Raw genomic sequence first — 25692 nt, forward strand, 5'->3', positions numbered from 1 at the left:
TACTTACATTTGATGAATAACTTCTTCAATAAGCTGAATAAACTTGCTGCGTGATTGTGCAGCAACTTCAATCACTTCATCATGGCTTAATGGCTGATCTAAAATGCCGCATGCCATATTTGTTAAACAAGAGATACCAAGCACTTTTAAACCGCCATGTACAGCAACAAGAGCTTCAGGAACTGTAGACATGCCGACCGCATCTCCGCCAAGCACCCGGATCATACGAATTTCCGCAGGTGTTTCGTAAACTGGACCGCTCCACCAGCTGTACACACCTTCCTGCAGGGTAATGTTATTTTCTTTAGCAATACCCTTTGCCAAATCACGAAGCTCCCGATTATATACTTCAGAAGCATCCGGAAAACGAGTTCCTAAATCATCATTATTTGGTCCTATTAATGGATTTGTTCCAGTCAGATTAATATGATCTGTAATCAGCATTAAATCTCCAGGATTGAAATCTGTATTTATAGCTCCACAAGCATTAGTAATAATCAGTTTATCCGCTCCAAGCGCTTGGATAACACGCACAGGGAAGGTTACTTCATCCAGTGAATAGCCTTCATAATAATGGTAACGGCCTTTCATGGCTACAATACGTTTTCCTTTTAGAGTACCAATGACAAGCTGGTTTGCATGCCCAATAGCAGCTGATTTTGAAAAATGTGGAATTTCTTCATATGGAATGACAACAGCATCTTCTAATTCGTCCGCCAAATCTCCTAATCCAGACCCGAGAATCATACCGATTTCTGGAACCAGATCTGCTTTACTTTGAATAAATTCTCTTGCTTCTTTAATGTGGTTTGACTGATGCATATTAATTTCCTCCTTTAAATGAATGTATTATCAAACAGCCCCGCAGTAATTTTTTTATTTCTGCAATGATTGCTGACTGAAAATAAGTGGCAATATCCCGGCAGTGGTGCGCAGTGATTCAGCATGCTTACTGGCTAAAGCTGCTACCAATGCTCCTTGGATCATTGTGTTAATTATAGTGCCCAGTTTTTTTGCTATACTTTCTTCATACCCGTTTTCTTGAAGTTTTTTCATAAATTCTAGTGACCATGTTTCAAAAGCCCCTTCACAGGATTTCCGCAAATTATCATTTGTCGAAGAAGTTTCCAAAATCAGTGCTGCAATAGGTACCCCGACAAAATAACGGTTTTTTTCAAAACGGTCCGCACTATCTAAAATAAATGACTGAATTGCTATCAGTGCATCTTCATGCTTGGAAAGCTCTTCCTGAATAAAGGACCTGACTGCTTCTCTTGTCCACTTGACCGCTTCCAAAGCTATTTGTTCTTTTCCATCTGGAAAATGGTAATAGATAGAACCGCGTGGAGCTCCGCTTTGCTCTATAATCTCTTTTAGTCCCGTCCCCACATAACCTTTTTCTTGGATTAATTTGGCTGTTGTTCGAATAATTTCATCTTTTGTATTCTTTCTCATTGGACTGAAATATCCACCTTTTTAGAGATCGTTCATCTACTGTAAGCTATAAAAATTATAGCTTACAGTAGAATTAAACCAATCGGTCTACATAATAACAATAGTAAGTGATTGAAGATAAGCTGTCAATCGAAAATCAAATGCATCAAGTTATAATTTTAGAGGGTTTTTACAATTTAGTATAGGGGCAACAATAGAAGATATTTGTGCACTAAAAAACCAGGCTATACGCCTGGCCTTCTCCACATTTATTCTTTAAACTCCAGCATTTTATTTTTTAATTCCTCTTCCATGCTGATCAGCTCTTTTTCAGCTTCATTACGTTTCTTGCGTCCGTCTGATTGAATCTGTATGGTTTCTTCGATGGTAGACATTAATTTTTCCTGTGTCTGCTTCAATGTATCAATATCCACAAGACCACGTTCATTTTCTTTCGCCGTTTCAATTGTATTTTCTTTCAGCATATCTGCATTTTTTAATAATAAATCATTCGTTGTTTGTGATACCTGTTTTTGCGCTTCCATCGCATGGCGCTGTCTCAGCAGAGTCAAAGCAATAGCTACCTGGTTTTTCCATAGTGGAATAGCCGTTAAAACAGACGATTGGATTTTTTCCACAAGCGCCTGATTCGTATTTTGAATAAGACGAATTTGCGGGGCACTTTGCATTGTGATTTGACGGCTTAGCTTAAGGTCATGCGTCCGTTTTTCAAGCCGGTCCACAAATTGAAGCATATCATTTACTTCCTGTACATCCATCTGGCTCCCGCTTGTTTCCGCTTTTTGACGAAGCTGCGGGATAATATCATTATTAATTTCTTCTACCTTTAATTCTCCGGCAGCAATATAAATGTTTAAAGCATCGTAATAATCCCGGTTCGTTGAAAATAGTTTATCGAGCATAACATTATCAGACAAAAGTAAGTCTTTATTTCGGTCCAGACGCACACTGATACGGTCAATCTGAGAACTAGTCTTTTGATAACGTGACAGCACCTCATTAACTGATTTCGACAGTTTTCCAAATAAACGTGATAAAAACCCGTTTTTTTCTTCCTGTAATTCAGAAGGATCGATATCCTCCAGCTTTTTCATCAGCTCCGTTAAAATGGAGCCAATTTGACTGACATCCTGTTTTTGGACATGCTCTAACATTTCATGGGAGAATTGATGTAATTTTGCTTGTGCTTCCACACCGTATTTTACTAAAGACTGCTGATTTGTCGTATCAATTTGCAGCGCTAATTGTTCTGCTTTTTTACGATGTTCAGCTGGAAGCTTGTCGACAAGCCTTGGCGCTTTTGCACTTTCTAAATTTTGATCTGAAGTACCCGTAGAAATTTCAGTTCTTTCCCCAAACGGATCATTTAATAAATCATTTATAGAATCATTAGAATGGTCTTTTTCAGTCATGTAGATATCCTCCTTATTTTTTAGATCGGCGCAGCGTCTGCTTTGCTACATCCAGCTCAAAATCCAATGTTTCTAAATCATCTCTGAGCATCACCTGTAAATCTTTTTTTATCGTCCGGTTGAAGGCAGTAAGTGTCTGCCTGGTCTCCTTTAACGATTTTTGCATCTCAATAGATGGGGAAGGCTGGCTGGAAAGGTAAGCATAACGCTCTGATAATTCCACAAGCGAGTCTAAATGGTTATAGAAAAAACTCTCTGCCTGATAGAATCGCATCGGTTCTTTTCTTGCGTTGTTATATATTTTTTGTGCAGTTCTTACGATAGCTAAGTTTTCCCGCGCATGCTGGAAAGACCGTACCTTGAATAAGGCTTTTTGCATGCGTGTTATCTTGCCTCTGGCTTCTTTTAAATTCGTATCAATAAATTTATATTCTTTTTTGGTTAATCCCTGACTTCTGACAAATCGATAATCCATGATTTGTTTTGCAGCTGCATAAGTCAATACGCCGCCGATTGCAGCAAAAAGACTAGTTAACAGTACAGTCTGTCCATATATAAAAAAGCTTACAAGCCATATAGCTGTCAGGCTGACAGCACCAACAAAGCTCTGCATTAAAAATTGCAATATTGCCCGCATACACTCACTCCTAAGTGATTAATCATTCTTGCCTAAGTATATTCGTCTATACTCTTTCTCTTATTATACTATTACGAATGACTGTTTTAAAAGTTTCAATTTCTTTTTATTTAAACCTGGCTTTATTTTATTTCTGAAAATAATTTTAGAGATTTTTATTTTTCTTATCCTTCATCTGCATTGGGACTTATTTTTTAATAGCTCCATTCATATTTGTTTATTAAATAAATTAGCTTGCGTTATCTAAACTCTAAATAATTATGATAATATAGGAATGAATGTTCTTATGTTAAGGAATGGTACAATTATATTAATTCTCTGTGTTCACAAAATAGCTGCTTTATATTCAAGGAGGGTGTTTTTTATGGAACGAATCGGTATTGATGCAGGCGGATCTTTAATAAAAATTGCATATGAAGAAGAAGGCAGGCTTCGATTAAAGACCTATTCTGCCAAGCAGATTGATGAAGTGGTTCAATGGCTGGAAATGATTGCACCGGAAGCAGCCCTGCATGTGACAGGCGGCAGAGCCGAAGCACTGAAAGCTTCCAATAAATCAATTTCTATATTAAAGGAATTTAAGTGTGTCATAGAGGGAACAAAATATTTACTATTGAAAGAAAATAAGCTTCCAAAAACAGATTATCTTTTGGTGAATATTGGTACAGGCACCTCTTTTTTTCACAAAACAGACCGCTTATCAGGAACAGGAATCGGAGGTGGATTGTTTACTGGCATTGGCGCAATTATTGCAGGTACATCTGATTATCAATCTCTGGTTGAGCTTTCCTCTAAAGGAGATCGAAGCAAAAGTGATTTGATGGTTTCGGATATTTACCAATTTAACAATTCTCCTATTGAAGCTTCTTTGACTGCTGCTAATTTCGGAAAGGACCAGCTGGATAAATCGGTTTCTGTTGAAGATCAGATGGCGGCATTGACCCAGTTGATCGGAGAAACGCTTGTATTACTTTCCAGCTTAACGGCAAATTCATTAGAAACAAAAGAAATCGTAATGATTGGTGGATCATTAACTGGAAATCCGCTCTTAAAACAGGTAATTGCTTCTTTTGAAAGTATGTTTGATTATAACTTGACTTTTTTAGAAAAAGGAAAACATGCTGGCGCGATTGGTGCACTATATCACGATGAATAAAAAGATTTACATGTACGAGGAGAATGACATTTGAAAAAAATTATTTATTTTAGTTTTATTATTATGTTTGTATTGGCAGGCTGTCAGGCAAAGTCAGATTCAGCAGCACAATCCAATACAGTGGATGGTGCTTTCGGGGCGCACTTTATTGACGTTGGACAAGGTGACTCCACTTTATTCACTTTGGAGGAAGAAGACGAAGAAATCGTTATCCTCTTTGACACAGGAGACTGGCAGGGAAATGAAGTAGTACCTTATTTAGAGGAGCAGGGCATTACAGACATTGACCTGGTCATTATCAGTCATCCGGATGCAGACCATATTGGCCAGCTTTCCAAGGTTATTGATCATTTTGCTGTAGATGAAGTTTGGATGTCCGGCAATGAAAGTACATCTAATACATACCAGACAGCTATGGAAAAAATCCTATCCAAGGATATCGGTTATCATGAACCGCGGACCGGGGAAGAGTATGAATTAGGCCCGCTCGAAATAGAAGTATTGTACCCTGAGGACATTTCTGGAAAAGTAAATGAAGAATCGATCAGTATTCGTTTAGCCTATGATCAAGTTTCATTTATTCTGACTGGAGATGCAGGAGTGAAGGAAGAAAAAGAGATGATGGAATCTTCTAATCTCGGCAGCACCTTTTTACATTTAGGTCATCATGGCTCTAAAACATCTACAGATCCGGAATTTTTAAATGCTGTTCAGCCGCATATTGCTATTTATAGTGCTGGTGAAGACAATTCTTATGGTCATCCAAGCCCGGAGGTTATTGAATTATTAGATGAGGAAAATATCGACTGGTATGGCACTGACAAAGACGGGACCATTGTGGTGACTACAGATGGAAAAGCCTATTCTATTGAAACAGATATGGGCACAAATATTACTGTTTCAGAACCGGATGCAGCGGAAGATAAGCAAGCTTCTGCTGACGAGGAAAACGAAGTTGCTTCAGAAGACATCTTAAATGATGAAAAGAATGATTCCAGCTGTATTGATTTAAATAATGCTCCCAAAGAGGAATTAACTAAAATTATTCATATCGGTGACGAACGAGCAGATCAAATAATAGATAAACGTCCATTTGCTGCTTTTGATGAGCTTGAGAAAATTGATGGGTTAGGTCCAAGCCGGATTGCGGATATAGACTCCGAGGATCTGATATGTGACTTTTAAAGGAGATGGAAAAAGATGAAAGGAATCATTGATCGTTTTGAAGGAGAAACAGCGGTTATTTTAGTCGAAGCGGAGAACCGGGAAATTCTTGTTTCAAGCAGTGAACTTCCTGAAGAGTGTATGGTGAAATCAGTTGTGCGGATTGAGGAGTCAGAGGAACATACCCACCCAAGAATCACCCTCGATACAAAGGCAGACCAGGAGAATAAACAGCAATCGAGTGATCTACGAAAGGCTTTATTGAAACGAAAAAAAAGCAGTAAGTTGAAAAGACGAAAGTAGCATTAAAAAAACCTGAAAAAATGCAGCTGAAATCTCCATTTTTTCAGGTTTTCTTTTTAATCTTTTAAGGTTTAAAACCATTGGAATTCCTTTTAATTAAGTCATTAACACCGACTTCTCTCCCACCATCGAAAGAAATAATTCCAAGAACCGGTTATCATCAGTCAGTTCCGGATGAAAAGCCGCTACAAGTAAATTATCTTCTCTTGCAGCCACAATTTTATTATCATACGCAGCTAAAACCTCTACATTTTCTCCAACCGATTCAATATATGGTGCACGGATAAATACTGCCGGATAAGCTTCCTTTATCCCTTTTACATCTAAGTTTGCTTCGAAGCTGTCCTTTTGTCTGCCAAATCCATTTCTTTTCACCTGGATATCCATCAGCTTCAAGCTTACTGGTTCTTCTGTTTCCACCTGACTTTTACCAAGAAGCACAAGACCTGCACAGGTTCCAAAGATCGGCTTTTTTAATTGAGCGAATTGCTGAACAGCTTCAATAAGATTATTTTTCTTCATCAAACGCCAGATAGCTGTACTTTCTCCACCTGGAATAATTAATCCATCTACATTCTCCAGCATTTCTTTATTTTTAATAAGAATCGGCTCGTGTCCTAAATCACGCAGTTGACCGGCATGTTCCTCTGTTGCTCCCTGCATGCTTAGAATCCCGATCCTGTACTTGTTTCTACTCATGCTGTTCACCTCTTTCTCCTTCAACATCACTTAAAAACTGCGATCCTGCATTCTGTCTTCAGGACGTAGTGTTTTCATATCAATCCCTTTCATCGCTTCTCCTAAGTCCTTAGAAAGCTCGCCAATTTTTTGATAGTCCTGATAATACGTTGTCGCTTCTACAATAGAACGGGCAAATTTCTCAGGATTTTTTGATTTAAAAATGCCTGACCCGACAAAGACGCCGTCTGCTCCAAGTTCCATCATAAGCGCAGCATCAGCCGGAGTTGCTACACCGCCTGCTGCAAAGTTTACTACTGGCAGTCTGCCTGCTTCTTTAATCTGCAGTAAAATTTCGAATGGAGCGCCAAGGTTTTTAGCTTCTGTCATGAGTTCATCCTCGTTCATATGTACAATTCTTCTTACCTGCGATTGTACTTCACGTAAATGACGTACTGCTTCCACAATATTTCCTGTTCCCGGCTCGCCTTTTGTGCGCAGCATCGATGCACCCTCGCCAATCCGGCGGGCTGCTTCTCCTAAATCACGGCATCCGCATACAAATGGAACAGTGAATGGCTTTTTATCCAGATGGAATAAATCATCCGCCGGCGTAAGCACTTCACTTTCATCAATATAATCCACACCAAGCGACTCCAGCACACGTGCTTCCACAATATGACCAATACGAACCTTCGCCATAACTGGAATAGATACAGCTTCCATTACTTCCTCTACAATGCTTACATCTGCCATTCTCGCAACGCCCCCGGCAGCACGGATATCAGATGGAACCTTTTCCAATGCCATTACTGCAACAGCACCCGCTTCTTCTGCGATTTTTGCCTGTTCCTTGTTGACAACATCCATAATTACGCCGCCTTTTTGCATTTGCGCCATTCCTCTTTTTACACGTTCTGTACCTGTAACTCGATCTGTCATGTTATTTCCCCCTAGATTCTTTACTGATTCTTTATTATTATAAAAATAATATGACATGAATGAAAGTGCCAATTTTATATATTTTAATGAGGTCAGTTTTAAAGGAGGGGGAAAATGGATCTATTATCTGTCCATTTAGATGAAACAATAAGTACACCTTTATATGAACAGCTTTATGAGTTTATAAAACAGGAAATTGTGGAGGAGCGGCTTCCCTATGGGCAAAAGCTGCCTTCTAAGCGTAAACTCGCCAACCATTTAGAAGTCAGTCAAAACACTGTAGAAACAGCTTTTGAACAGCTTGTGGCAGAAGGATATATTACATCACGCCCGAGAAAAGGGTTTTATGTCCTGGCACATGGAGATTTAGAATTTGTGGAGCATCCAATAAAAAAAGAAGATCCTAAACTTGAGAAGGAACCAGCAATTTTATTTGATTTTTCTCCAAATAAAATTGATACCGAAGCATTTCCTTTTTCCCAGTGGAGACGTCTGAACAGACATGTTATTGATGAAGTGAATCATGATTTACTTTTACTTGGCAATCCTCAAGGAGACAAGGAGCTGCGTGAAGCTATCGCACACTATGTGTATCACGCACGCGGGATTGACTGCGATCCAGATACAATTGTTGTAGGAGCAGGGATTGAGGTTTTAATGCACCAGCTTCTTTCTTTACTGCCAGGCTCAACTATATTTGGAATTGAAGATCCCGGCTATCAATTGATGGTGAAATTAATTACACATTTTGGTTTTTTAGGACGAGCCTTAGATATGGGTGAAGAAGGGGTTTCTATTGAAGCAGTCCGTCTTTTAGAGCCTGATTATATCTATGTAACTCCTTCCAATCATTTCCCATATGGAACAGTTACTTCTATCAACCGGCGTAATCAGCTATTACAATGGGTAAATGAAGCAGAGAACAGATTTATTATCGAGGATGACTATGATAGTGAATTTCGATATGTAGGGAAAACAATTCCTCCCATGAAAAAAATGGATTTTAATGACCGGGTTATTTATTTAGGCTCCTTTTCCAAATCATTAATTCCATCTTTGCGGATCAGTTATATGATTTTGCCAAAAACATTATTAGAGCAGTATCGAAGCAGACTTTCCTTTCATCATTCTACGGTTTCACGAATTGACCAGCACGTACTGGCACACTTTATTCAGGAAGGATATTTTGAAAAACATTTGAATCGGATGCGAAAAATCTACAGGAAGAAATTTGAGTTCGTACAGCAGCTTTTCGAGGCTTATAAGCCTTCTATCCAGCTTTTGGGCGAACAATCCGGTCTCCATGTCGTCTGTGAAGTACGAAATGGATTAACGGAAGAAGAGATAATGAAAAGAGCCGTCCAACAAAGAATCAAGCTTTATCCAATCTCCTATTATGCATCTAAAAATGTTGTTGTCTCACACCCGCAATTTGTGATCGGTTTTGCAGGAATGAAGGAACGGGAAATAGAGAAAGCAGTACAACACCTTATTACTATCTTTCAGCCATAAAGGAAACTCCCAGTAAGACCAAATAAAAAAACTTTGGTATGACCGCCTTTCTAATGAAACTGATACCTAGTTTATTTTTCCATCATAAAATCTATAATAATTTTAAGCATTTGCATAGTGTAGAAGAAACTTCTTCATCTATAAGTTATCTTTATGGATAAGAAGTTTTTTCATTGCTACAAAACACTCTTACTTCTATGAATTTTTACAATTATTCCCCTCTTTAAAAATTAATGGAACTATTATAAATCTGTGCTATAATGTATTGTCTTTATCTAATACTATCAGTGTACAGTATTACATTCCTTGACATTTTCATCAGCTTAGAAATTCCTTACAAAGCAAGGTACCCTATGCAGTGTTAATTTTACCTTGCTTCATTTCTAATATTCCCGCAGATTTACACAGCAAAAGAAGCAGTCTTCAACCAGAAAGGAAGATACTAATGGATTTTATTTATACAATTTTAAATCATTTTAATGATTTTATCTGGACTTATATCCTGATTGTCGTATTAATTGGAGTAGGACTTTACTTCACTTTCAGGACTGGATTTGTCCAATTTCGTTTATTGTCGGAAATGTTTCGTACTGTATTCGACAAACGTTCTTATGATGCATCTGGTACGAAGGGAACTAGTTCTTTTCAGGCATTTGCAATCAGTGCCGCTTCCCGGGTAGGTACAGGAAATATGGCAGGAGTGGCAACGGCGATAGCTTTAGGCGGTCCTGGTGCTTTATTTTGGATGTGGCTTATCGCCATTATCGGTGCAGCATCCGGGTTTGTAGAAAGCACATTAGCACAGCTTTACAAAGAAAAAGATAATAATCAATATCGCGGCGGTCCTGCTTATTATATGGAAAAAGGTATGAATAAACGCTGGCTGGGAATTATTTTTGCGATTATGATTACCTTCACCTATGGATTTGTATTCAGCTCGGTACAGTCAAATACAATAAGTATCGCATTCGATTCACAATTTAACGTCCGCCCGATCTGGATTGCCATTATCCTGACAATCCTGACAGCAGCAGTTATCTTTGGCGGTTTAAAAAGTATTGCCAACGTCTCACAAATTATTGTTCCATTTATGGCAATTATTTACGTCGGGCTTGCATTGATTATCGTTATATTAAATATCACTGCAATTCCTGATATGTTTGTATTAATTTTTGAAAATGCATTTGGTATCCGTGAGGTTGCCGGCGGAGGCTTCGGAGCTGCTATTATGCTGGGTATCCGTCGTGGACTTTTCTCCAATGAAGCTGGAATGGGAGCAGCACCAAATGCTGCAGCAACTGCTGATGTGAGTCATCCCGTCAAACAAGGATTAGTACAAGCATTAGGTGTTTTCTTTGATACACTGCTTGTATGTACTGCCACTGGTTTAGTTATTCTGTCTGCAGGCGGTTTTGCCGGCAGTGATGCAGATGGAATTGCTTTAACACAAACAGCCTTCACACAAATGTTAGGAGGCTGGGCTGGTATATTTATTGCTATCTCTGTTTTCTTATTTGCTTTTACATCTATCCTTGGAAATTACTACTATGGGGAAAACAATCTGGCTTATATTAAAAATTCCAAGGTATTGATTTTTCTATATCGAATTGCTGCAATACTGATGGTAATCTTCGGTACATTCGCATCCTTTGATCTTGTCTGGCTATTGGCGGATATTTTTATGGCATTGCTTGCCTTACTAAACCTATTTGCCATCACAGTCTTGTTTAAAAAAGCCAATATTTTATTAAAGGATTACATGAAACAGCGGAAAGAAGGAAAAGATCCTGTATTTTATAAAGACATTTTAGATGACCAGTCCGGCATTGAATGCTGGGAACGCGAAACAGAAAAGAATTAATTATTTTTAAAACAAAGAGGTGGAATCAATTGGATTCCACCTCTTTGTTTTTTATTCAAATACAATTGTTTTATTTCCATATACGATAATACGATCTTCTAAATGCCACTTAACAGCCTGTGCCAGCACCCGGCGTTCAATGGACTGTCCAATCTTCTTCAAATCATCGACATTATGCTCATGGCTGACTGGCTCTGTTCCCTGCTCAATAATTGGCCCCTCATCTAAATCATTTGTTACATAATGGGATGTTGCACCAATCATTTTCACTCCTCTTTCAAAAGCACGTTCATACGGCTTTGCCCCGATAAAAGCGGGCAGGAAAGAATGATGGATATTAATAATTCTGTTTTTAAATACCTCAACAAATGTCGGCGAAAGGATTTGCATGTATCTTGCAAGAACGATTAGATCAATGTCATAATCCTCTAAAATTTCTTTTTGCTTCGCCTCTATCTCTTGTTTTGTTTCTTTTGTAACCGGCAAATGATAAAAATCAATTCCTAATGCTTCAACCATTTCCCGAGAATTTTCATGATTGCTGATAACCACTGGAATATTTGCCATTAAGTCCCCGCTTTGCCATTCCCATAGAAGCTCTAATAAGCAATGCGGCTCTTTAGAAACAAAGATAGCGATATTTTTCAACTCATGAACAAGGCTTAAACGCCATTCCATTTGAAAGCGTTCTGCTACCTCCTGGAATTCCTTCTGCAGCTTTTCAACATTTGTTCCCGGCTGATATTCAAAATCAAGGCGCATAAAAAATTCTCCGCCTTTTGGATTTACTGTAAACTGGTTAGATGAAACAATATTTGCCTGCTCATTCCATAAAAAAGTAGAAATTGCAGAGACAATGCCCGGCTGATCAGGACATTTAATGATTAATCTTGCTCTATTTTCATAACGGTCTTTATAAAAATCTGCCCGTTTATCTGTGTACATATTCACTGTCTGACTTCCTCGCTTCTATATTATTCGTAGAGTATAGATTAGCGGATAAGTGGCTGTCAGGTCAAGTTTTTTTATACAAATATTCAGTATGATCTTTTTCTAACTGCTTCCTTATCAAATATATAAGAAGCTGGAGAACATCGATTCAGATATTCTCCAGCCCCTACGCTTTATATTTTATTCATCCTCTTCATCGTCTGCGTCATCACTGCTTGAACCTGAAGCTTCATATACTGCTCCTGATCCATCATATAATTCGAACTCTGTTGCTGTAGTGTAGCTGGAATCATATAATCTTTCAGCTATCCACTTATCGTCCTGGTATCTGATTTCAAGCAGGAGCGGCAAAGCGCCTTCTTCCTGGTCAGCTCCCTCTTCCAATGCACCTGTCACATATAATTCCACCGGCACCTCAAAATATGGTCCATCATCACTGTACGTATACATTTCTTCTAAATCTGCAAAGCTGATACCAACTTCATCTAAGCTCCCTTCAAAGTAAAGCTCATCTGAAAAATATTCAAAATCAAATTCCATATCCTCTTTTACATAGTCTGATACGTATTCCATGTTAGAAGTATCATGATTCGCAATAGCTGCAATATATTCCTCAGCAAACTGGACAACGGAATCTGCCATATCCTCTTTAATTGTATCATTAAAGAAATCAATATTTACATCAACGAACCGGTCATCAATAGCAACAGGGTCCATTTCCATTGCTCCCCACGGCGTTTCAACATTTGTGTCCAATGTTAATGAGCCGTCTGTCAATATAGGACCGATATCAACAGAGTATTCTGTAAGATCAATTTCTACCGGCTGGCCGTCTATTGTAAAGGTGATTTCATCATACGGTAAATTTGTCTCCAGATTCGGATAGATAGTGACCTCTGATACATCAAATTCCAAAGAAGATGAATTATAATAATCAGCTAAAACCACTGTCTGCTCCTTTTCTAAATCTCCAAAATCTGTGCTTATCTTACTTATTGCCTCGTAAGCTCCTGGTGCAATTGGGCCGTATTCTATGGAATAGCTTGTTTGTTCACTGATATCAAACTCTTTCCCATTAAAGGTTGTTTGAACATCTTCTAAGTCAGAGTTGATAGATACATATTGCGGCTCCAGTTCAATAATATACTGCGTAAAGACAAGCATTCCTTTTTCATCTGCTTCTTCTACAGAAAAAAGAGTGCCATCAGATATTACCCGTTCCGGACGGTTCTCATTGATATTCACATTTCTGTGATTTTCTCCTGCCAGCTGTGCCAATGCTTTTGCCTCTTCTTCAGAAATTTCATTTCCATTCATACGTACAAGACTATGTAATTCATCCGCATCCTCTTCTACTAAAGCTTCTACAAATCTTTCAACAACTTTTTCTTCCGCGTAATACGAATTACCCCAAATATAAAATCCAATTCCAGCAATTGCTAAGACACCTGCAAGACTAAAAATCAGTTTTTGCTTTTTTGATAGTGGCTTCTTTTCTTTTGGCGTTTCCTGTCCGTACTGTGTTGAATTTTCTGATTTATCCTGCGAGGTTGATACCTGCGATTCTGCTTGATTATTTGTTGCTGCCTGTTCTTTTTGAGACTCACTTTCTGAAAGGATTTTATTTACTTTTGCTCCACAATTCTTACAAAACATAGCCCCTTCCGAAATGGGGTTCCCACATTCTTTACAAAAATCGCTCAATTTTTTCTCTCCCTTATTTTTATATTTCTCCTTATCCAGCTTATGTATTTCTGATGTAGATAAAATAAGATAATTTATAATGATTTCAGATTAGATATACGGTTCTTTTTTTGCACACGGCTTTTACCCTGCCTGCATAGAATAGTTTTATCACGAAAATCAAAAGTTAGATAAAGGAGGTTTGTTGATGAATTCTAATAAGCATGATTCTCATTCTGATAAAAGAAAAGTATTCCCTGAGAACTGGAATATTGATTTTGCCCCCTTTCAACAATTTATGGATCGAATGGATAATTTATTTTCACGTTCTTTTAAATCCTTCCAGGGTCAGATACTTAATGATTTTCCCGCAGAAATAATCGAAGAAGAAAACAACATTTATGTAAAAGCAGAGGTTCCCGGATACCGCCGTCAGGATATTCGAATTGAAATGATAGGTAACCGTATTAAAATAAAATTAGAGAAGAAAGAAAGCCTATCATTAAGCACAGATACGAAGAACATTGATAAAACATCCATCCAGCAAAAAGAACGAATTATCACACTCCCTTTTAATATACCAAAAAATAGCACAACAGCAACCCTTGAAAATGGAATTTTAATCATAAATATTCCGAAACAATCCATATCATCCCATTTTATAGATATTGAAGAATAACGCACATTCAGAATTATATGCAAAAAGTCCTCCATAAATGATGAAAAAATCGCCGTATAGTAAGTCTATACGGCGATTAAGTTTATATTTTATTATGGACAATCTCTCCTCAGGAGAAGATTGAGAATTCCTGCGGAAGGTTGTCCCGATTGAAGATAGCAGACATTTGCTGATTAGATACGGAAAAACTATTTCCTTTATTTCTTGATTAACTCAGGACGGGCTTACAACCCTGCCTGGGCACGTGCGTCTTCTAAAACCTCAGCAACTGCGATAGTATGATTTATTAATTCATCATATGATTTTTTATTATTCTTTTTGATGATTTTATTAAAATAAATAAACTCATAAGCAAGTCGTGCGCGGTCCTGTTTTACAGAAATATCCTTTGTTTTACCATCAATTGTGATTTTTACATTATTCACGCCATTTGCACCGGGCTTAATATACATATACCCGTCCTCTCCCTGAATGGAAACAAAATTTTCCCCTGTAGTGTCCTTTGAGCCAACACAGCTTGCTTGAAATCCAGAATAAGAGAGTAAAGCAATCCCTGAGGTATCTATCCCATTTTCAAATAAATTTGCTTTATATGTCACCTCTGTCGGCTTACCAAACAAACGCAATACAAAATGGAGATTATAGATATTAATATCAGATAATGCACCGCCAGCAAATGCAGGATCAAACATATTTGTTACCTCGCCAGCTTTTAATTGATCGTAACGGCTGGAATATTGGCTATAATTACATTGAATTAGCCGAATTTGTCCTAACCGTTCAATATGATTGGACAGCTCTAAAAAGTTAGGTAAGAACAGCGTCGGGATTGCCTCAAAAATAAACACATTATTCTGTTCCGCTGCTTCTTTTAATTTTTTTGCATCCGCTGCATTCGGTGTAAATGGCTTTTCACAAATCACATGCTTATGGTTCTCCACAGCTTGGAGCGCCTGCTCTGTATGCAGCTTATTGGGGGAAGCGATATATACGGTATCCATCTCCTCATCAGCAAAAAAATCTTCAAGGGATGTATACGTTTTAGGAATTTGATACTCTCCAGCTAATTCATCAGCTGTTTCTTGTTTTCTGGAATATGCAGCAACACAAGTTACTTCTTCAATCGGTTCAATTGCCCGTAACATTTCCTGAACAATTTTACCCGACCCAATTGTGCCCAGTTTCATACTAATCAACCTTTCTTGTTTATCATTTTAAACAATTGATAGCTTTACTAAAAGCATCCTTTTATACAATTTATGCAAAAAATGCTTACCCCTATCATAACATAGAATGCAAGTCATCTTCAGAAAAATCGTAAAAATTACTGCCTGCTGCAATCCCTAACCCTTTTTGAAGACATTTTACCGTTCTACTTTCTCTATTTCGCCAAGCCTTTCCTGCACATCCTCGTAATACGGCAAACCCTCGTTATCTCCGGTAATACTTACAACCATAGAGCCAATTGTATTTGCGAAGTGGAGGGAGCGTTCTAAATCCCAATCATGCAAATAACCATATAAAAAACCGGCATTAAATCCATCACCTGCACCGACTGTATCCACAACCTTTGTTGCCTTCACAGGATCTGCATATATGAGCTGTCCCTGATGGTATCCGGCAGATCCATGTTCTCCGCGTTTTACAATAATAGTTGGAATTCCAATTTCTTTTGTTTTTTTAATGATTGCTTTAGGATTACTTTCTCCAATAATAATATTCATTTCTTCATCTCCGGCAAGCAAAATATCCACATGTGGAAGAATATCTAATAAAACTTTTCTTGCTTCTTCTTTTGTCCACATTTTTAAACGGATATTTGGATCAAAAGATACTTTCAATCCATGTTTTTTGGCAAGCCGGATTGATTCCATCATGACATTTAAATTATCTCCCCCGATGGCAGGGAAAATTCCTGTGATATGGAGCACACGTGCATTTTTAATATAAGATTCATTTAATTCCTCCGGCTTCATCGTCAGCGTTGGTGATTTGTCCCGATAATAAAATGTCTGTACATTACCATCCTCCATAATTTCTTTAAAATACACAGAAGTAGGGTAACCTTTTACAAGCTTAAGCTCAGACGTATCAACCTGCTCTCCTCTGGCAAATGTGCGGATAGATTTTCCAAATTCATCATTACCCAGTCTGCTGATAAAACCCGTTTTTAATCCTAACCGGGAACAGCCAATCGCCAGGTTTAATTCTGCACCGCCAATATTTTTCTGGAAACCGTTAACAAATTTCATCGGCCCTTTTATATCTGGATTAAAGACAACCATTGCTTCTCCCATACTAATTACATCAATCATTTCTCTTCCTCCCAGCAGAAATTCTATAAGTATCTGTTTGTTGATAAAAATTTATTATTTTGTTAATGCAATAAATTCCTTTGCCCGTTCAGTTAAAGCATGATAATCATCTTCCGTTTTTAGTTTAGATGCATCTACTAAATTACTTCCGAGACCAACTGCTGCACTCCCGTTTCGGAGATAGTCTTTTAGATTATCCTTAGTAATCCCTCCTGTAACCATTGCCGTTACATGCGGAAGCGGCCCAAGAATATTCTTGATATATCGAGGTCCGGCTGCTTCAGCAGGAAATACCTTCACCATGCGGGCACCATGCTCATATGCTGTCAAAATTTCTGTTGGTGTAAAAACGCCCGGAATATGCTCCACCCCATACCTTTGACATAACTGTAACGTATCTTTATTTAACGTTGGTGCAACAACAAAAGAGGCACCTGCTAAAATTACAGCTCTTGCTGTTTCCGGATCTAATACTGTTCCAGCTCCCACCTTAACCGACTCGTCGGCGTTAGCAGCTGCTTCTGCGATAATATCATTGACATTTGGTGTTTCTGCAGTAATTTCTACATGGTGAATACCTCCTTGTGCCAAAGCATCCAGTATAGGCACAATATTATCCTTGTTAGATTTCCTGATAACAGCAACCACTTTTTCCCGTTTAATTCCTTCTATAATATTCATCAAAAACTCCTCCTTTTTAAGCTTGTCCATCTTTCTGTTTTCTGCTGATAATTTTCTTAGCAGGACTCTCTCCGATTCAATGCTGGTTCAAACCGGATTATTTTGGAACGATGCTGTTTGTTCGGCTCTAGAATTAAAGTAAATAAAATCTCCGCTGCTCTTCTCCCCATTTCAAACGCCGGTTGTGAAATAGTTGTCAAAGGAGGGGTATAAAACGCAGCAAATGATACCTCATCCACACTAATTACAGCAACATCTGAAGGTATCAGCAGCTTTTCCTTTTTCAAAAAGGATAGTACCTCATGCAAGGTCAAGTCATTCATTGCAAAAATAGCATCCGGTCTTTCTTTTTGCTGAAACAGTTCCTGCAGCTTTTCCTTAATTTCTCTGATTTCTCCATTAATCGTTGAGAGCTTCAGCATATGGTTATCTTCTTCCTGTACTTTTTTGATAAATTCCTGCGCTCTCTCAACTCTCGGAGTAACCTGATGTGTAAAAGGAGGACCAACCATTGTTATATGCTTGTAGCCTTTGTGCATTAACTCATCTGCTGCAAGGGCTGCGGCTTTTTTATTATCTAATAGAATTGTATCGACCTTCAGCCCCTCGACAATCCGATCCATAAATACAATTGGGTATCCTTCCTCTGTCAGCTGTTGATACAGTGCTACATTGCCACCGGTCGGAAAAGCAATTATCCCGTCCACCTGCTTTGCTTTCAACATTTCAATATACTTCTTCTCTTTCTCCGGCTGATCATCTGCATTGCACACAATAAGGTGAAAATCCTTTTCATGGCATAAATCTTCAATCGCCCGAATAACCTGAGTTGAATATACATGAAGTATATTTGCTACAATGACACCAATGGTTGTTGAAGACTTTTGCTTTAGGCTTCTGGCTACCATATTGGGCTGATAGTTCAATTCCTTTACAGCCTGCTCCAGCTTCGTTCGGGTTTCTTTGCTCATATATTCAAATCTTCCGTTTAAATACTGCGAAACAGTACTTTTAGATACCCCGGCTTGCTTGGCAACATCTGTCATTGTTATTCTTTTCATCTGCTTCACCTATTAAAAATTATTTTAAAACGAACCTTACTAAATCGGTTTAGTAAACCGATTTAGTATAAGTATAAACAAATTGAAAACGTTTTACAAGTATTAATTGAATTACCTCATTATATTCTGGATAAAATCAAATCTATGTATTTTCTAAGGATACATAGATTTGATCCCCTTTACCATTAAAAATTTCCTTTTCTCCAGACCTAATCACCTTATAGCGCTAAAGCTTAGCATTCCTTTTAAATCTAAACAGATTGATTTCCTCCCCAATATGGAGCTGGATATCCATATGGCTCAGAGCTATAACGCGGGAAATTATCAATAGCCATCCCTGTGATTACTCCACCTAGAAACGGTATTCCGTATTGAAAGACCGGGTTTCCATAATACGGACCTCCAAATCCCGGACCAATAAGACCAGGGCCAAAAAAACCTGGTCCATAAAATCCTGGACCAAAAAATCCCGGACCCCATCCTGGTCCTCCAAAAAAGAGTCGGGAATCCATATTACTCTGATGATTCATCTGATTAGCGGGAAGCATATGTGCCTTATCCATTTCATGCTCACTCCTCTTTCTTTTATCCAATCCTCTTTTAGTGTATGTGTTCACCCAGAAAATGAGTGGGCTTGGCTTTGCTATGCGAAAAATAGAGTTGTTCCATATTTATGCAAAATAAAAACTGCCAAATGGCAGTCTTAAAATTATCATTACTTATAAGTTGTTTCTTTCTCATAATAAATACCAACAGATTTTTTAGCTGTCCCGGTCTTGCCGTTTGGATGAGCTGGACTTACGACAGTATAAGAAACCATTTGATATATTAATTTTGAGTTAAGCTGGACACTTTCTACCTTTTTATTGTTGACTTTTTCAGGGACTGTATAAGATCCAGAGAATGATACAGTATAAGAACCTGTAACGTTAAAGCCAACTATCATAGAAATAATTGATGCATTTAAGCCAGAGTTTCCAGAGTAAATGGCCGGATAACTATTACTATCATTAAGATGGATAGTTATTCCCGAATCACTGACAACGCTATTAACTGCTGGGCCAAATTTGTTACTTCGTTTTAAAAATTTTATTTTTGAATTACCGTACTTATAGTACTTATACCATTCTCCCGGTAATCGAACAGCTTGTAGAGGTAACATATTCTCTTCTTTAGGTATAACTTGAACTCCTGAAACGGACTCGTCATTAAGAAATTCTGTTACTTTTGCTTCTAATTCTTCTTTACTCTCAAAATCTTCATAGTACAATTCAATCGGGTTTGTAAATTCGCCAATCAATACATCCTCATCATCAAGTTCGATTTCCTCGTCTTCGGCTAATTCATCACCAAGTATGAGCTCATCCCTATCATACAAATCTTCATCTTGTGATTCAGCATTTGCCAAAGTAAAGGGAGCTATTGCTAAACACAAACAAAGAAGAACAAAGAAAGATTTAAATAAATTCCGATTCATCAGCATCTTTCCTTCTTTCACGAATTTTTAATCAATAACTTTTTGTAAGCCATTACTTAATTATATATCGAAGCAGGAAGTTGTAACGAAAATTTCAGAATATATGAGAATATTATTTCATTTCACAAATTGTTCAAGCAGGTTTTAAGCTCTAGTTATTTAACAAAATATTCATTATCAAATAAAGATAAGCTTGTCCTTTTTTTAAAGCTTTAGATTAGAAAAGGCTGCGAAGATTTTTCACATAAAAAAGCCCAAACCGTGATATGACATGCCCCCCATACTGGACTTTCACACTTGGATAGTCGTCATAACTGATATATCCATAAAAAGTAAGCAGAAATTCTCTGCTTACCTTTTCAGTAGATACTATAAACAGATCTATTATCAATAAGGATAATAACTATACGGCGGATACGGATAATAAGGAGGATACGGGTAAAATGGCGGTGGTCCCCCTGCACCATCAAGCAATAGTCCTGTTGCCAGCCCTCCCAGAAACGGGACCCCAAATCCCAAAACAGGATTGCCAAAAAAAGGTCCTGGACCATGATGATAAAATGGACGCCTGGTATCATAATTATATATGTGATTGTTAAATCCGGCATCGTTATAAAATTCATTTGGATACATTGCCTGCTGATTTCCTGAATGTAAATTTATTTCATTCATTCTATTACTACACTCCTCTCCCGATTGCTTCCTACCATGTTATGCATCCACCCAGAAAATGATAATCAAATTATTCCCCTTTTTCTGATAATACCACTGACTTTTAGACTTCTTCCGCTAAAAAATATGGTAAACTGAAAAAAAGAAGCGATGAAAAAACAGGAGGCGGAAAAATGAAGACACAGAATTATGCCATTATTGATATCGGCTCAAACACAATGCGTTTAGTTATTTACGAAAAAACAAAGAGCAACCGTCTGAAAGAAATAGAGAATGTCAAAGCCTCCTCCAGGCTGCGAAGTTTTTTAGAAGAAGATAATACATTAAATCAAGCAGGAATTGACCGTTTAATAGATACACTGAAAAGTTTTCAGGAAGTGCTGGCAACCTATACACTGCAAGACACAATTTGTGCGGCTACTGCTGCTATCCGGCAAGCCGTGAATAAAAAGGAAATTGAAACACAAATCGTGCAAAAAACAGGATTGAATATCCGAATTTTAAGCGAAGAAGAAGAAGCCTACTATGGTTACTTGGCTGTTGTTCATTCTACATCTCTAAAAGAAGGAATTACAGTAGATATTGGAGGCGGCAGTACCGAGGTTACCTATTTTGAGAATCGTGAATTAAAGGACTCACACAGTTTTCCTTTTGGTGCGCTTACTTTAAAAGATTTCTTTAAAAAATCCATTCCGACTACAGAAGAAATCACAACACTGCGCCAATATTTAAGGGAACAATTTGCAACACTTCCATGGCTTAAGGATAGAGAAGTGAAATTAGTTGCTATCGGTGGAAGTGCTAGAAACCTGGCACAAATTCATCAAAACCTGGAGTCTTACCCATTAGCAGGGCTGCATGAGTATCAGATGTTTCAAAAGGATATTATAGAAGTAAGCAGTTACTTAACCTCGTTAAAACCATCTAAATTAGCAAAAGTAGAAGGTCTCTCTAAAGATAGGGCGGATATTATCATTCCGGCAATTGAAGTCTTTCACTGTCTCTATCAGACGATCCAGGCAGAAAGCTTGGTTTTAAGCCGGAAAGGATTACGGGATGGCGTTTTATATGAACATTTAGCAAAAGAGTCTGATTCCTCTCTCTATCCGAACGTTCTGGAAGAAAGTATACAAGAGCTTGTAAATGATTATGATCTGGATCGAAAACATATCCGGCATGTCCAGAATTTAACTGAGCAGGTGTTTGATTTTTGTAAAGAGAATGGGCTTATTCAATTAGACAAGCAGGACCGCAAACTGCTTAAAATGGCGAGTTTTTTATTTAATCTTGGCGAATATATTGATTCCGAATCAAGTCCTCAGCATACTTTCTATCTCCTTGCCAACCGTACCATTGATGGTTTGGAGCATCGGGAACGTGTGAAGCTTGCACTTGTTGCATCTTTTAAAAACAAAACTGTTTTTAATCAATTCATCCAGCCATATAAGTCATGGTTTTTAAAAGACGAGCGGAGGAAGCTGTTGGAGCTGGGTTCTTTATTAAAATTCACCTACTGTCTGGATGCTACCAGAAGGCAAATCGTAGACCGGATTGATTTTAAATTAAAGAAAAAGAACATTCTTATCCGAGTATATACAAAAGCAAATGCAATGCCGGAAGAATATCAGGCAGAAAAGCAGAAAAAACATCTTGAAAAAGCCATTGGTAAAGATGTTGAATTAGAATTTATCGCAGATAGCCAAATGTAAAATCTCTGCTGAGTGATGTTTCAGTTTATTACTTTTACGAAATGGTTTATTTATCTATTTTTGTAAGGAGGTATGTACCCAATACACCTCCAGTAACCCAGGATTGTTCACACAAATTTTACACCACTTTAACATACTTTATATAGAGAAAGCTTATGATATATATAGGACTATAAAAGGGATGGTGTTCTATGGGTCAACATACAAAAACAGCCAGCTCACCTGCCTCTTACAATAACAGGGAGCTGAGCTGGCTCTCATTTAATAAACGCGTATTAGAAGAAGCAGCTGATTCAGGTAATCCATTACTCGAAAGGCTGCGGTTTTTATCTATCTTTTCATCAAATCTGGACGAATTCTTTATGGTTCGTGTAGCCGGGTTAAAGGATCAGGTAAAGGCAGGATTTAACCGTCCTGATGACAAATCGAATCTGACCCCCAAGCAGCAGCTCTCTGCTATCGCATCCTTTAATCATAATCTGGTAGAACAGCAATACAGGCTGTATAAACAGTTACAGGAGCAATTAGAAGAAGAACAGATTCAACTTTTTCAAATGGGTGATTTATCAGCAGAAGAAATATATTCTCTTGAGCAATATTTTGATGAGCAGGTTTATCCAATTCTTACACCGATGGCAATCGATGCCTACCGCGCTTTTCCTATGCTGTTAAATAAATCTTTAAACCTTGCCATTCAATTAAAGGATGAATATGAACAAGAACAGCTTCATAAAAAAACAGCTATTGTTCAGGTACCTGCTTTACTGGATCGCTTTATCCGGATTAATAACGAGCATCACCATTATGTTTTATTAGAAGATGTCATTCGTTATTTTATTCATAAGCTCTTTAAAGGATATCGTGTTATTTCAACAAGTACTTTCCGCATTACACGAAATGCAGATATGAATATCCATGAAGACAGTGCACATGACTTATTGAAAGAAATTGAAAAAGAGCTGAAAAAGCGAAAATTCGGAGCGGCTGTCCGCCTTGAAATGAATAGTATGGAACAGGATCCGAATATTACCCCGTTTCTGCTTCATGAGCTGGAAATTCATGAAAAGGATCTGTACATTGTTGATGGACCACTTGATTTAACGTGCCTAAATGATTTCTATAATCAAGTAAAGCATGACCATGAGCAGCTTATTTATGAAACCTTCATCCCGCAGCCTGCACAAGATATTCATGAGGACGAGACTGTATTCGAAGCAGTCAGAAAAAGAGATCTCTTTCTCCACCATCCTTACGAATCATTTGAGCCGATTGTTGATCTTATGCGGGAAGCTGCTGATGATCCGGATGTACTGGCAATTAAGCAGACGCTCTACCGTGTCAGTGGAGATTCTCCGATTATTGCCAGTTTAAAGCGAGCGGCTGAAAACGGAAAACAAGTAACTGTTCTGGTGGAATTAAAAGCGCGGTTTGATGAAGCAAATAATGTAGAATGGGCCAAGCAGTTGGAAATAGCCGGCTGTCATGTTATTTATGGAATGATTTCTTTGAAAACGCATAGTAAAATCACGTTAATTGTACGTAAACAGGATAATCGGATTGAACGTGTTGTCCATCTTGGGACTGGAAATTATAATGATCAAACCGCCAAATTCTATACCGATATGTCTTATTTAACTACAAAAAGAAAATTTGGGGTTGATGCGACAAATTTCTTTAATTATTTGAGCGGATATACGGAGAAGCCTGCTTTTCATCATCTTTCCATGGCGCCTTTTGATATCCGTAATGATTTATTAGAGTATATTGACCGGGAGATTAAGTTTCACAAGCAGTTTAATAATGGCCGGATTATTGCTAAAATGAATTCTCTAACAGATAAATCCTTAATCAAAAAGCTTTACGAAGCTTCACAGGCTGGCGTTCAAGTTGATTTGATTGTCCGGGGGATATGCTGTCTGCGTCCCGGTATTCCAGATATAAGCGAAAACATTCGTGTAATCAGTATTGTCGGCCGCTTTTTGGAGCATAGCCGGATTTATTACTTCCACCATAATGGTGAAGTGAATATATTCTTATCCTCTGCAGATTTAATGACACGAAATATGGTTAAACGTGTGGAGCTCATGTTCCCAATCTTCGAAAGACGTATTAAGGAACGTATTTCTTCTATTCTGGATTTGATGCTGCATGATTCCGTAAAAGCAAGGAAGCAGGCAAATGATGGGACGTATTCCTATGTTATCTCTAATGATAATAGTACGTTAAACAGCCAATTAAAGTTATTTGAACAGGCAATGGATGTTTTTGTGTAGAAATGCAACGGCGTAATAGAAAATCAAAGACAGTTTAAAACTAACCTTTGATTTTCTATTTTTATTCCAGCCAAGCATATTCCTAATGTCCCTGATTAAATTTTTCCATCCGATTCATTAACGCTTCTTCATTAAACTTCATCTCTAGGTAATGAAGTTTATGCTGCAATACAAAAATCATTTGATAAAGTAATTAAATGTCGGTGTCTTTTTCCCTTTGTCCGCTACTCCTCGAATGATTTTGTCTATTATCGCATTAATAAGAGATAAACTGACGGGTCCTTTCTGTAACAGAGAGTCTCCAGAATGTGCGGTATGAACAGGAAGTGTTATATCTGCAAATGGTACCGTCGGAGCAGCTAAAGAATCTGTAATGACAATCACTTTAATTCCTTTTCGCTGCGCATCTTTTGCTAATTGGATCGTGTCTACAGCATAGCGGTAGAAAGAAAAAACAATTAATGATGATTTTTTAGGTAAAAAATCCAGTACCCCTGCGTCACTTTCCGGTCGAAATAGACTGACGTTTCCTATAATGTAATTTAAGTTAAAGTATAGCCAATGTGCATAGCTATAGGAATGATAATATCCTGCGATGACAATCTGTTCACTTTGTAAAATTGTATCGGCTACTTTTTCTAATTGTCCCGCATCCAGCTGTTTATGCAGCCAACGGAGGTTCTCTATGTCTGCCTCCACAGAATCATGGAAAGTACTTTCAGCCGTTTCTTCTGCTGCTTGTGATAGATTTAAGAGCTCATTTCTTACTTCCTTCTGTAATTCAGCATAGCCTTTGTAGCCGAGAGCGTTACAGAACCGAAGCACCATCGTTTCACTGACATTAATCATTTCTCCAACCTTTTTTGCCGGATGTGTCGCAAAGGCAATTGGTTCATTTAATAAATAATCAGCAACCTTTTGCAGCCCTTTTGTTAAATTGGGCCAATATGCTTTTATACGCTCTTGATATATAGTTTCCATCCCATCCCTCTTTTGAAGTCTAAACAATTATTTTATATTGCTATAAAGTATAGACTTCATTATAATAGAATGCAATGTATGAATATACAC

The 25692-nt window shown here is 37.8% G+C and carries 24 protein-coding genes; 8 read left to right on the forward strand and 16 right to left on the reverse strand.

Annotated elements, in window-relative coordinates; genetic code table 11:
• Window positions 1-3: 3 nt before the first annotated feature.
• The 4 genes from MHH51_RS18215 to MHH51_RS18230 form a co-directional block, all read right to left on the reverse strand.
• Entirely contained in the window at window positions 4-822 is an 819-nt protein-coding gene (locus tag MHH51_RS18215) for a purine-nucleoside phosphorylase (protein WP_147210636.1), read from the reverse strand.
• 54 nt (window positions 823-876) lie between these two features.
• Window positions 877-1455 (reverse strand): TetR/AcrR family transcriptional regulator, encoded by a 579-nt coding sequence (locus MHH51_RS18220; protein ID WP_339282834.1) that lies wholly within the window; start codon window positions 1453-1455, stop codon window positions 877-879.
• A gap of 248 nt (window positions 1456-1703) precedes the next feature.
• Complete coding sequence (locus MHH51_RS18225; RefSeq protein WP_339282836.1) at window positions 1704-2867, reverse strand: toxic anion resistance protein; 1164 nt, start codon at window positions 2865-2867, stop codon at window positions 1704-1706.
• 13 nt (window positions 2868-2880) lie between these two features.
• Window positions 2881-3504 (reverse strand): 5-bromo-4-chloroindolyl phosphate hydrolysis family protein, encoded by a 624-nt coding sequence (locus MHH51_RS18230; RefSeq protein WP_147210639.1) that lies wholly within the window; start codon window positions 3502-3504, stop codon window positions 2881-2883.
• Window positions 3505-3868: 364 nt separating this feature from the next.
• On the opposite strand from MHH51_RS18230, the gene coaW reads away from it, so the two are divergent.
• From coaW to MHH51_RS18245, 3 genes are read left to right on the forward strand one after another with little or no spacing between them, the layout of a single operon-like run.
• A complete protein-coding gene (gene coaW, locus MHH51_RS18235; protein ID WP_339282838.1) occupies window positions 3869-4660 on the forward strand; it encodes a type II pantothenate kinase in 792 nt (263 codons plus the stop codon).
• 30 nt (window positions 4661-4690) lie between these two features.
• Entirely contained in the window at window positions 4691-5845 is a 1155-nt protein-coding gene (locus tag MHH51_RS18240; protein WP_339282840.1) for an MBL fold metallo-hydrolase, read from the forward strand.
• Window positions 5846-5860: 15 nt separating this feature from the next.
• Complete coding sequence (locus MHH51_RS18245) at window positions 5861-6127, forward strand: DUF3006 domain-containing protein (RefSeq protein ID WP_147210641.1); 267 nt, start codon at window positions 5861-5863, stop codon at window positions 6125-6127.
• Between the two features lie 96 nt (window positions 6128-6223).
• Here MHH51_RS18245 and pdxT read toward each other — a convergent pair whose 3' ends face one another.
• Complete coding sequence (gene pdxT, locus MHH51_RS18250) at window positions 6224-6826, reverse strand: pyridoxal 5'-phosphate synthase glutaminase subunit PdxT (protein ID WP_339282841.1); 603 nt, start codon at window positions 6824-6826, stop codon at window positions 6224-6226.
• A 30-nt stretch (window positions 6827-6856) separates the two neighbouring features.
• Window positions 6857-7747, reverse strand: coding sequence for a pyridoxal 5'-phosphate synthase lyase subunit PdxS (pdxS, locus tag MHH51_RS18255; protein WP_147210643.1), 891 nt, complete (start codon window positions 7745-7747; stop codon window positions 6857-6859).
• A gap of 114 nt (window positions 7748-7861) precedes the next feature.
• Here pdxS and MHH51_RS18260 point away from each other — a divergent pair, with 114 nt between their 5' ends.
• Both MHH51_RS18260 and MHH51_RS18265 read left to right on the forward strand, forming a co-directional pair.
• Window positions 7862-9259 carry a PLP-dependent aminotransferase family protein gene (locus MHH51_RS18260; protein ID WP_339282842.1) on the forward strand — a complete coding sequence of 466 codons (1398 nt, stop codon included), beginning with the start codon at window positions 7862-7864 and terminating at the stop codon, window positions 9257-9259.
• A 445-nt stretch (window positions 9260-9704) separates the two neighbouring features.
• Window positions 9705-11120: an alanine/glycine:cation symporter family protein gene (locus MHH51_RS18265; protein ID WP_339282844.1), complete on the forward strand. Its 1416-nt coding sequence runs from the start codon at window positions 9705-9707 to the stop codon at window positions 11118-11120.
• A gap of 51 nt (window positions 11121-11171) precedes the next feature.
• Here the strand turns inward: MHH51_RS18265 and purU are convergent, their stop codons facing one another.
• Together purU and MHH51_RS18275 are read right to left on the reverse strand one after the other, a co-directional pair.
• Entirely contained in the window at window positions 11172-12065 is an 894-nt protein-coding gene (purU, locus tag MHH51_RS18270) for a formyltetrahydrofolate deformylase (protein WP_339286319.1), read from the reverse strand.
• 186 nt (window positions 12066-12251) lie between these two features.
• Entirely contained in the window at window positions 12252-13727 is a 1476-nt protein-coding gene (locus MHH51_RS18275) for a hypothetical protein (protein WP_339282846.1), read from the reverse strand.
• A 235-nt stretch (window positions 13728-13962) separates the two neighbouring features.
• Between MHH51_RS18275 and MHH51_RS18280 the strand changes: the two genes are divergently transcribed.
• Complete coding sequence (locus MHH51_RS18280) at window positions 13963-14433, forward strand: Hsp20/alpha crystallin family protein (protein WP_339282848.1); 471 nt, start codon at window positions 13963-13965, stop codon at window positions 14431-14433.
• Between the two features lie 224 nt (window positions 14434-14657).
• Here MHH51_RS18280 and MHH51_RS18285 read toward each other — a convergent pair whose 3' ends face one another.
• The 7 genes from MHH51_RS18285 to MHH51_RS18315 all read right to left on the reverse strand — a co-directional run bounded on the left by MHH51_RS18285 (window position 14658) and on the right by MHH51_RS18315 (window position 20639).
• On the reverse strand, window positions 14658-15620 hold the full coding sequence (locus MHH51_RS18285; protein WP_147210649.1) for a Gfo/Idh/MocA family oxidoreductase: 963 nt from the start codon (window positions 15618-15620) through the stop codon (window positions 14658-14660).
• A gap of 177 nt (window positions 15621-15797) precedes the next feature.
• Entirely contained in the window at window positions 15798-16748 is a 951-nt protein-coding gene (locus MHH51_RS18290) for a sugar kinase (protein WP_339282849.1), read from the reverse strand.
• 54 nt (window positions 16749-16802) lie between these two features.
• Entirely contained in the window at window positions 16803-17429 is a 627-nt protein-coding gene (locus MHH51_RS18295; RefSeq protein WP_147210651.1) for a bifunctional 4-hydroxy-2-oxoglutarate aldolase/2-dehydro-3-deoxy-phosphogluconate aldolase, read from the reverse strand.
• A gap of 56 nt (window positions 17430-17485) precedes the next feature.
• Window positions 17486-18490 carry a substrate-binding domain-containing protein gene (locus MHH51_RS18300; RefSeq protein ID WP_339282850.1) on the reverse strand — a complete coding sequence of 335 codons (1005 nt, stop codon included), beginning with the start codon at window positions 18488-18490 and terminating at the stop codon, window positions 17486-17488.
• A gap of 251 nt (window positions 18491-18741) precedes the next feature.
• Window positions 18742-19053: a hypothetical protein gene (locus tag MHH51_RS18305; RefSeq protein ID WP_339282851.1), complete on the reverse strand. Its 312-nt coding sequence runs from the start codon at window positions 19051-19053 to the stop codon at window positions 18742-18744.
• Window positions 19054-19205: 152 nt separating this feature from the next.
• Window positions 19206-19967 carry a hypothetical protein gene (locus MHH51_RS18310; protein ID WP_339282852.1) on the reverse strand — a complete coding sequence of 254 codons (762 nt, stop codon included), beginning with the start codon at window positions 19965-19967 and terminating at the stop codon, window positions 19206-19208.
• 387 nt (window positions 19968-20354) lie between these two features.
• Window positions 20355-20639, reverse strand: coding sequence for a hypothetical protein (locus MHH51_RS18315; RefSeq protein ID WP_147210655.1), 285 nt, complete (start codon window positions 20637-20639; stop codon window positions 20355-20357).
• A gap of 173 nt (window positions 20640-20812) precedes the next feature.
• Between MHH51_RS18315 and ppx the strand changes: the two genes are divergently transcribed.
• Both ppx and MHH51_RS18325 read left to right on the forward strand, forming a co-directional pair.
• The gene (gene ppx / locus MHH51_RS18320) at window positions 20813-22348 is read left to right on the forward strand and encodes an exopolyphosphatase (RefSeq protein ID WP_339282853.1); all 1536 of its coding nucleotides are present in this window, start codon (window positions 20813-20815) and stop codon (window positions 22346-22348) included.
• Between the two features lie 191 nt (window positions 22349-22539).
• Window positions 22540-24621 (forward strand): RNA degradosome polyphosphate kinase, encoded by a 2082-nt coding sequence (locus tag MHH51_RS18325; RefSeq protein ID WP_147210657.1) that lies wholly within the window; start codon window positions 22540-22542, stop codon window positions 24619-24621.
• Window positions 24622-24798: 177 nt separating this feature from the next.
• Here the strand turns inward: MHH51_RS18325 and MHH51_RS18330 are convergent, their stop codons facing one another.
• The gene (locus MHH51_RS18330; RefSeq protein ID WP_147210658.1) at window positions 24799-25602 is read right to left on the reverse strand and encodes a MurR/RpiR family transcriptional regulator; all 804 of its coding nucleotides are present in this window, start codon (window positions 25600-25602) and stop codon (window positions 24799-24801) included.
• Window positions 25603-25692 lie beyond the last annotated feature (90 nt).

This window comes from Oceanobacillus sp. FSL K6-3682, from assembly GCF_037976165.1.
Classification (GTDB): Bacteria; Bacillota; Bacilli; order Bacillales; family Amphibacillaceae; genus Oceanobacillus; species Oceanobacillus sojae.